Annotated in this window: 7 protein-coding genes, 1 rRNA gene and 1 other annotated feature; of the genes, 6 read left to right on the forward strand and 2 right to left on the reverse strand. The window is 41.3% G+C overall.

Going from position 1 to position 9,109, the window contains the following annotated elements; translation table 11 throughout:
• Positions 1-70: ribosomal RNA gene (gene rrf / locus ACSLGF_RS18440) — 5S ribosomal RNA — on the forward strand; the annotation flags it as partial.
• 11 nt (positions 71-81) lie between these two features.
• Here the strand turns inward: rrf and ACSLGF_RS18445 are convergent.
• Positions 82-1,050 (reverse strand): YaaC family protein, encoded by a 969-nt coding sequence (locus ACSLGF_RS18445; protein WP_456007740.1) that lies wholly within the window; start codon positions 1,048-1,050, stop codon positions 82-84.
• A gap of 121 nt (positions 1,051-1,171) precedes the next feature.
• Here ACSLGF_RS18445 and guaB point away from each other — a divergent pair, with 121 nt between their 5' ends.
• Positions 1,172-2,638 (forward strand): IMP dehydrogenase, encoded by a 1,467-nt coding sequence (gene guaB / locus ACSLGF_RS18450; RefSeq protein WP_099728795.1) that lies wholly within the window; start codon positions 1,172-1,174, stop codon positions 2,636-2,638.
• Positions 2,639-2,798: 160 nt separating this feature from the next.
• Positions 2,799-4,124 (forward strand): D-alanyl-D-alanine carboxypeptidase family protein, encoded by a 1,326-nt coding sequence (locus ACSLGF_RS18455; protein WP_456007742.1) that lies wholly within the window; start codon positions 2,799-2,801, stop codon positions 4,122-4,124.
• Positions 4,125-4,165: 41 nt separating this feature from the next.
• On the opposite strand, the gene pdxR is transcribed toward ACSLGF_RS18455, so the two are convergent.
• Positions 4,166-5,644, reverse strand: coding sequence for a MocR-like pyridoxine biosynthesis transcription factor PdxR (pdxR, locus tag ACSLGF_RS18460; protein ID WP_456007744.1), 1,479 nt, complete (start codon positions 5,642-5,644; stop codon positions 4,166-4,168).
• A 246-nt stretch (positions 5,645-5,890) separates the two neighbouring features.
• Here pdxR and pdxS point away from each other — a divergent pair, with 246 nt between their 5' ends.
• The 3 genes from pdxS to serS all read left to right on the forward strand — a co-directional run bounded on the left by pdxS (position 5,891) and on the right by serS (position 8,977).
• Positions 5,891-6,775, forward strand: a complete 885-nt coding sequence (gene pdxS / locus ACSLGF_RS18465; protein ID WP_099728792.1) for a pyridoxal 5'-phosphate synthase lyase subunit PdxS — start codon at positions 5,891-5,893, stop codon at positions 6,773-6,775.
• A 19-nt stretch (positions 6,776-6,794) separates the two neighbouring features.
• Complete coding sequence (gene pdxT, locus ACSLGF_RS18470; RefSeq protein ID WP_456007746.1) at positions 6,795-7,403, forward strand: pyridoxal 5'-phosphate synthase glutaminase subunit PdxT; 609 nt, start codon at positions 6,795-6,797, stop codon at positions 7,401-7,403.
• A 34-nt stretch (positions 7,404-7,437) separates the two neighbouring features.
• Positions 7,438-7,654: a binding site (T-box leader), on the forward strand.
• Positions 7,655-7,702: 48 nt separating this feature from the next.
• Complete coding sequence (gene serS / locus ACSLGF_RS18475; protein WP_456007748.1) at positions 7,703-8,977, forward strand: serine--tRNA ligase; 1,275 nt, start codon at positions 7,703-7,705, stop codon at positions 8,975-8,977.
• Positions 8,978-9,109: the final 132 nt, after the last annotated feature.

The following is a 9,109-nucleotide window of genomic DNA, read 5'->3' on the forward strand; positions in this document are numbered from 1 at the left end:
CGGAAGTTAAGCTCTTCAGCGCCGATGGTAGTTGGGGGTTTCCCCCTGTGAGAGTAGGACGCCGCCAAGCCTTTCTAAGGATCAGTTCCAGACGGAACTGGTCTTTTTTGTTTTTTCTTCTAACAGCATCATGATATAAGCTGGAAACTTTTCTTCTGCAATCTCCATGTAGCGTTCAATCATGACGTAATCATCACTAATGTATTGAGACAGCAGCTCGTACCACCATTCGGTCTCATAGCGGGCAATCATACTAAGGTTATACATTAACAAGTAATGGCTGATGATCTCGGGGATCCCTAGAAATGCATCTCGTGTTGACGGAATAAACCATTGATCCATTTCTAAATCATAATGAAGATGAGTAGCGAAAGCAGGATTTTCTTCAAGAAATACATTAAACGTCAGCTTTTTGGCTTCTCTCTGTTTGAGCTTCCAACTTGTATGGAACTCAAAGTACTCAATAAATCGTTCAGCTGACATGTTATAAAGCAATGGAATATGATCTTGAATCAACATTCCATTGGCATGTTCGACTTTGACTAATGTCGAGGGCAGCTTTTGAAACTCAAGAACATGGCTCATTTCAGGTATTTTCGAAAGAAGATTGATCATCGTAAATCGTTCATCTTCAAGACCATTTAAATGAAATAGGTGCTTTAACACATGCATGCATAGTCCATTTCGTTGGATTTTCACTTCATCTTCACTAAAACGGTAATGCTGTTTCTTTCTTTTTCTTGACGTTACCCCATGAGCTAAGACAGAGGTTTGAGAAGGATAATGAGGATCAACAGTAAGCAAACATGCCTTTAGCAACTGCGCCATTCCATAAAATAATAAAATTGGCTTAAGTTCTAGTGGAGCTATGGCGGCCTGTTCATAAAATGTATGACCGTGTTTTAAAAAATAAATAAATCGCTCACAGTTTTTATAGGCTTGCCCGTTCGCATCCTGAATGTTCCGTTTCTCATATTGTTGAAATAGAAACTTCTGGGAAGTTTCGAGTGAGTAAAAACGTTTTAAATCCTTCCATCCTGAACTTTTCATCTTCTTCCTCAACTCTCTCTATATTTTCTAAAAATTGCAACTGTTTGTTGCTTCCTTGACATGCTGTTTCCTAGTTGATAATCTACATATAATATTTTGCCGAAAAGAGGGGGATTTACTAATGTGGGAAAGTAAATTTTCAAAAGAAGGTTTGACGTTTGACGATGTTTTGCTTGTTCCAGCAAAGTCTGAGGTACTTCCGCGTGATGTCGATTTATCAGTTGAGTTAACAAGCACATTAAAGCTAAACATTCCAATTATTAGTGCAGGAATGGACACTGTGACAGAATCACAAATGGCGATTGCAATGGCACGTCAAGGCGGTCTTGGTATTATTCATAAGAACATGTCCATTGAACAGCAAGCAGAACAAGTGGATAAAGTAAAACGCTCAGAGCGTGGCGTTATTACAAATCCATTCTTTTTAACACCAGAGCATCAAGTATTCGATGCAGAGCATTTAATGGGTAAATACCGTATTTCTGGTGTGCCGATTGTAAACAACGAACAAGATCAAAAGCTTGTTGGTATTATTACGAACCGTGACCTTCGTTTCATTTCGGATTATTCAATGAAGATTAGCGATGTGATGACAAAAGAGGAACTTGTTACAGCTTCTGTTGGAACAACATTAGAAGAAGCTGAAAAAATCCTACAGCAATACAAAATTGAAAAATTACCTCTTTTAGATGACGAAGGAACGTTAAAAGGTCTCATCACAATCAAAGATATTGAAAAAGTGATTGAATTCCCTAACTCCTCTAAAGATGCACATGGCCGTTTAATTGTTGGTGCCGCTGTTGGTGTCACTGGCGATACAATGACTCGTGTGAAAAAATTAGTAGAAGCCAATGTTGATGTCGTTGTCATTGATACAGCACACGGGCATTCTCAAGGCGTTCTAAATACTGTATCAAAAATCCGTGAAACGTATCCTTCTCTTAACATCATTGCTGGTAATGTTGCAACAGCTGAAGCAACGAAAGCATTGTTTGAAGCAGGAGCAGATATTGTGAAAGTCGGTATCGGACCAGGATCAATTTGTACAACACGTGTTGTTGCAGGTGTTGGTGTACCACAAATCACAGCGATTTATGACTGTGCAACAGAAGCAAGAAAACATGGTAAATCTATTATTGCAGATGGTGGAATTAAATATTCAGGTGATATCGTGAAAGCACTAGCATCTGGTGGACATGCCGTTATGCTCGGAAGCCTTTTAGCTGGTACATCTGAAAGCCCAGGAGAAACAGAAATTTTCCAAGGTAGACGCTTCAAAGTTTATCGCGGTATGGGTTCTGTTGCTGCAATGGAAAAAGGAAGTAAAGACCGTTACTTCCAAGAAGATAATAAAAAATTCGTTCCAGAAGGTATCGAAGGCCGTACACCATACAAAGGACCTGTCGTTGATACAGTGTACCAACTAGTTGGCGGCATTCGTTCTGGTATGGGCTATTGTGGAACACAAGACTTACGCACACTTAGAGAAGAAGCTCAGTTCATTCGCATGACTGGTGCAGGTCTTCGTGAGAGTCATCCACATGATGTACAAATTACAAAAGAATCACCAAACTACACAATTTCTTGATAAATTGTGACAATCAAATTACATTTGACAGGGTCTATGACTCTGTCTATTTTTTTTGTCTTTATTGTGATAAAATTTATACTGTTGTGTTGAAATAAGCCCTTGTGGATTAAATATATATGAAAAACGTCGAAAAAAGATGAATACGGAGGTATGACGATTGAACAGCAAGATGTTGAAACAGCTTATGGTCTCTATCCTTGCACTGGCATTGATTGTTACAGCTTTTACACCAATGTCCAAAGCAAAAGCGGCTGAAGATCCATTTAATGTAAATGCGAAAGCAGCCATCCTTATTGAAGCTTCTACAGGTAAAATTCTTTATAGTAAAAACGCAGAACAAAGACTGCCTATTGCAAGTATGGCAAAGATGATGACAGAGTATCTATTGCTAGAGGCTATTTCTGAAGGCAAAGTGAAATGGGATCAAACGTATACGCCAGATGATTATGTATACGAAATTTCTCAGGATCGCAGTTTATCCAACGTTCCTTTGAGAAAAGATGGCTCGTATACAGTCAAAGAACTTTATCAAGCAACGGCTATTTATTCAGCAAATGCAGCAGCGATTGGCCTAGCAGAGGTGATCGCTGGATCAGAATCGAAGTTCGTTGAAAAAATGAACGCAAAAGCGAAAGAACTAGGTTTAACAAACTACAAATTCGTCAATGCAACTGGACTAGAAAATAAAGACTTACATGGCAAACAGCCAAAGGGTACGGGTCCTGATGAAGAAAGTGAAGTATCTGCGAAGGATTTGGCATTGCTTGCACAGCATCTCATCAAAGACCATCCAGAAATTCTTGAAACAGCAAGTATCGCGAAAACAAAGTTCAGAGAAGGCACAGACGATGAAATGGACATGCCAAACTGGAACTTCATGCTTAAAGGGCTTGTGAAAGAATATGAAGGAGTAGACGGTCTAAAAACGGGCTCTACTGACTCAGCTGGTTCTAGCTTCACAGGTACAGCAAAGCGTGGTGACATGCGTGTGATCGCAGTCATCCTAAATGCAAAAGGAAATATTCATACAGCACGTTTCGACGTGGCGAAAAAACTGTTTGACTATGCTTTTAAAAACTTTACGATGAAAGAAATGTACAAAAAAGGTCAACAGATCAAGGGAAATGAAAACATCGAAGTCGATAAAGGGAAAGATAAAGAAGTACCTGTCGTAACAAAAGAAGCTTTCTCTGTGCCAGTAAAAAATGGCGATGAGAAGAGCTATAAAGCAAAAGTAAATATCGAGAAAAAGAACCTAGAAGCTCCTATTAAAAAAGGAACGAAGGTTGGCAGGCTGACGACTTCTTATTCTGGTGATGAGAAGGACTACGGCTATTTGAATAAAGACCAATCAGGTGTTGAGCTTGTGACGAAAACAGGCGATGAAAAAGCAAACTGGTTCATCCTTGCAATGCGCGGTATAGGTGGATTCTTCGCTGGCATTTGGGGCGGAATCGTTGATACAGTAAAAGGTTGGTTCTAATAAAAAACTGCTCTCATGCATAGAGAGCAGTTTTTTTATCGTTAAAAGAAAAGTGATTGTTTATGATTTTGAGGTGTGGACAAAGCCTGCTGAAAAATACCACATAACTTTTCCATGCCTTCGGTCAATGCCTTTTCATTCACATAAGAAAAGCTGAGGCGTATATAATTCTGCTTTGGCTCTCCAGGATAGCAGACAGAGCCTGGCAGAAAGGTGATTTGCTGCTTACGCGCCTCATGTAAGAGTGCACGTGTATCGACCCAGGAAGGAAAGCTGAGCCATAAATTGAGCCCGCCCTGTGGTATTTGCCACGTGACGTCCTTCGGTGCATGCTTTGTCAAAACATCCATCATTAAATCGCGTCTTACTTTCAAGGCAGTTCTTAACTTTTTCGTATGATCAATCATTTTCTTCGATGTCAGAAACGGTAATATGGCCTTTTGTGTGAGAAGAGGGCTGCCTAAATCATTATTGGCCTTAGCCGCTAATAAACGGTTAAATATAGAGCCTGACGCTGTAATAATCCCAATTCTGCACCCTGGAGCCAGTGTTTTACTTAATCCTCGTAAATAAATGACGTGTCCATCGTGATCCAGACTTTTGATTGGTGCTGGCGGCTTCTTTTCAAAATAAAGCTCACGATAAGGATCATCTTCTACAATGAGACAATCAATGCTTTGTGCCAGTGAGAGAAGCTGTTTTCTGCGCTTCATTGACATACTGGCGCCTGTCGGACTGTGAAAAGTAGGGATCGTATAGATGAGCTTTGGTTTATATTTATCGCAAATGCTTTGAAGCTGCTTCATGTTCATCCCTTCATGATCGACTGGGACCGTAATGATTCTTGCCCCTCTGCCCATAAAGACATCAATCGCGCCTGGATAGGTGGGTGCCTCCATGACGACCACATCATCCGGCCCGATAAACGTACGTGCCACCAGATCAAGCCCTTGCTGAGAACCACTTGTCACTAGGATATTTTCAGGAGTAGAAGGCACATCTAATTTTTCTAAAAAAGACTGAATGACCTGCCGAAGCTGAAGATCACCTTGTATTTCTCCGTACTTCGACATAATTTGAGGATGCCTCGCTAGTACATGCTGCATTTCTTTTTCTAAATACCGGTTAGGTAAAAGTCCTGGATCGATCATAGAGGAAGAAAGGTTAATGGCTTCTTCTACATAATGATACTGAGCGAATTGAGACCTTGGTAAGTAATCTGGAATGGACAACTGCCAATCGAAAGAGGTAGATGATTGAACCGGGATGTCAGTTTGCTCATGCTGCTCATCCACAAAAGTTCCTTTACCTTGCACAGTTGTTAAATATCCGTCGTCCTTAAGCCGTGTGTATGCCTTTGCTGCTGTGACAAGACTTACATTGAGCTGCTTCGCTAAATCACGTACAGTCGGCAGCTTCTCCCCCTGCTGAAGCAGACCCGATTGAATGTGATCAACGATTGAAAAGTAAATCTGATTTGAAAGAGATGTATCTGAATGTCGATGGATATCAATATGCATGAGAATCCTCCAATGAATGCAAAATTGTTATACACGGTTTTGAATTGTTATAGTTGCATTATAGCATGTAAATCACACTTAAAAGAGAAAAGGGCAACTTTTTAGCCGACATTCCTTTATATATAAGGGGTTATCCTTTTTTATCAGCTGATTGAATTGTTATACTATTCTCTTTATTGTTATACTGTCTCGCTTGTATGATAGAGATGTTGAATCAATCGAATAGACAAATGGGAGGAAACAATTGTGAGCAATAAGGGAACTGAACGAGTAAAACGTGGAATGGCAGAAATGCAAAAGGGTGGCGTCATTATGGATGTCGTCAATGCTGAGCAGGCAAAAATCGCAGAAGAAGCAGGTGCGGTGGCAGTCATGGCACTAGAACGAGTACCAGCTGATATCCGTGCGGCAGGCGGTGTTGCCCGAATGGCAGACCCAAGAATCGTGGAAGAAGTACAAAATGCGGTAACGATTCCAGTCATGGCAAAAGCACGTATCGGCCACATCGTGGAGGCTCGTGTTCTTGAAGCGCTTGGTGTTGATTATATCGATGAGAGTGAAGTGCTAACGCCCGCTGATGAGGAATTCCATTTAAATAAAAATGAATACACCGTACCTTTTGTATGTGGATGTCGTGACCTAGGTGAGGCAACCCGCCGTATTGCAGAAGGCGCATCCATGCTGCGGACGAAAGGAGAACCTGGGACAGGCAACATTGTAGAAGCAGTCCGCCATATGAGAAAGGTCAATGCTCAGATTCGAAAAGTAGCGGCGATGAGTGAAGATGAACTGATGACAGAAGCAAAGAATCTAGGAGCACCTTATGAATTATTGCTTCAGATCAAAAAAGAAGGCAAGCTGCCTGTTGTTAACTTTGCAGCTGGAGGCGTTGCGACACCAGCAGATGCTGCGTTAATGATGCAGCTTGGAGCAGACGGCGTATTTGTCGGATCTGGTATTTTTAAATCAGAACATCCTGCTAAATTTGCAAAAGCCATTGTAGAAGCAACGACTCATTTCACCGATTACCGTCTCATTGCAGAACTTTCTAAAGAATTGGGAACAGCCATGAAAGGAATTGAAATTTCAAATCTACTGCCAGAAGAGCGTATGCAAGAGCGTGGCTGGTAATTAAGGAGCGCAAACGAACATGCTAACAATTGGTGTACTAGGGCTTCAAGGTGCGGTGAGAGAGCATATTCAATCGATTGAAGCTTGTGGCGCAGAAGGAAAGATCATCAAACGAGTAGAAGAGCTAGAAGCCGTTGACGGTCTAATTATCCCTGGTGGAGAAAGTACGACGATGAGAAGACTCATGGATACGTACCAATTGATTGACCCGATCAAAGCGTTCGCTGCTCAAGGGAAACCAATTTTCGGGACGTGTGCCGGTTTGATTATGCTGGCAAAGTATATAGAAGATCGAGAAGATGCTCATCTTGGACTGTTAAATGTATCTGTTGCACGTAATTCATTTGGCAGACAGGTAGACAGCTTTGAAGCAGATGTAGAAGTGAAAGGACTGGATGCGCCGTTTACAGGGGTGTTTATCCGTGCGCCTCATATCGTCAGCGCAGATGATAGCGTAGAGGTCTTGGCTGAATATGATGGCAGGATTGTGATGGCGAAAGAAAACAATATCTTAGGTTGTTCTTTTCATCCAGAGCTGACAGACGACCACCGGTTAACGCAGCTGTTTGTTGAGATGGTGAAGTCCTACAAAACGAAGACGCTGTATAAAACGGTTGAAAAGAGATAAAACTTATAGTACATTAAAATCACAATCAAAGATCGAAAAAGCGTTGACGGGAAATAGTAAGAAGCCCCTCTTTCTCAGAGAGCCGATGGTTGGTGAGAATCGGTGAAAGATGCATTCTGAATCCATCCTTGAGCGAAATGCTGAAACACGAGAAGTAAGCATTTACGGTGATGCCGTTACAGAGGAAAGAGGAAAGCATGATTTTGCATGTTTTCAATCAGGGTGGCAACGCGAGAGCTCTCGTCCCTTTCATGGGATGAGGGCTCTTTTTATTTTTCGATAAAAAAGGAGTGTAACACATGCTGGATATTAAACAACTGCGCACGGACTTTGATCAAATCAAAGAAAAGTTAGCACACCGAGGCGAAGATTTAGCTGATTTTGATAAGTTTGGTGAACTAGATCAAAAAAGAAGAGAATTAATCGGTAAAACAGAAGAATTAAAGAGCCGAAGAAATGAAGTATCACAGCAAGTGGCCGTTCTAAAAAGAGAAAAGAAAGACGCCGATCACATTATTCAAGAAATGCGTGAGGTCGGAGATGAGATTAAGAAGCTGGATGATGAATTAAGAACAGTAGAAGAAAGCCTGCAACACATCCTGTTCTCAATTCCGAATATCCCTCATGACTCTGTACCAGTTGGTGAAACAGAAGATGACAACATTGAAGTGAGAAAATGGGGTGAACAGCCAGCATTCTCATTTGAGCCAAAACCGCATTGGGACGTAGCGGATGAGTTAGATATTCTAGATTTTGAACGTGCAGGAAAAGTGACAGGAAGCCGTTTCGTTTTTTATAAAGGGCTTGGTGCACGCTTAGAGCGCGCACTTTATAACTTCATGCTCGATTTACATGTGGATGAGTTTGGTTTTACTGAAGTGCTTCCGCCTTACATGGTCAACAGAGCAAGCATGACAGGAACTGGCCAGCTTCCAAAGTTTGAAGAGGATGCTTTTAAAATTCGAGAAGAAGATTATTTCCTCATTCCAACGGCTGAAGTGCCAATCACCAACATGCACCGTGACGAAATTCTTGAAGGAGAGCAGCTGCCAATCAATTATGCAGCATTCAGTGCTTGCTTTAGATCAGAAGCTGGATCTGCCGGCAGAGATACACGCGGACTCATCCGTCAGCATCAATTCAACAAGGTAGAGCTCGTAAAATTTGTTAGACCAGAAGATTCTTATGATGAATTAGAGAAACTAACGAATCAAGCAGAAAAAGTTCTTCAGCTATTGAACCTGCCATATCGTGTCATGAGCATGTGTACGGGAGATTTAGGTTTCACAGCTGCGAAGAAATACGATATCGAAGTATGGATTCCGAGCCAAAATACGTATCGTGAAATTTCTTCTTGCAGTAACTTTGAAGCGTTTCAAGCAAGACGAGCAAACATTCGTTTCCGCCCAGAGCCTAAAGCAAAGCCGGAGCATGTCCATACATTAAATGGATCTGGTTTAGCGGTAGGAAGAACCGTGGCAGCCATTTTAGAAAACTACCAACAAGAGGACGGTACAGTGATCATTCCTGAAGTGCTGCGTCCTTATATGGGAAATAAAGAAGTGATGAAATAAGATGCCGTTATGGCATCTTATTCAGATTGTAGAGAAACTCATGTTTTTCTACAATCTTTTTTATTTTTAACGTATGTATGAAGAATGAAATGTATTGAAAAAGGCCTCCCACACACCTAGCCTAGCTTCGCT

Source organism: Bacillus sp. A015 (assembly GCF_053851875.1).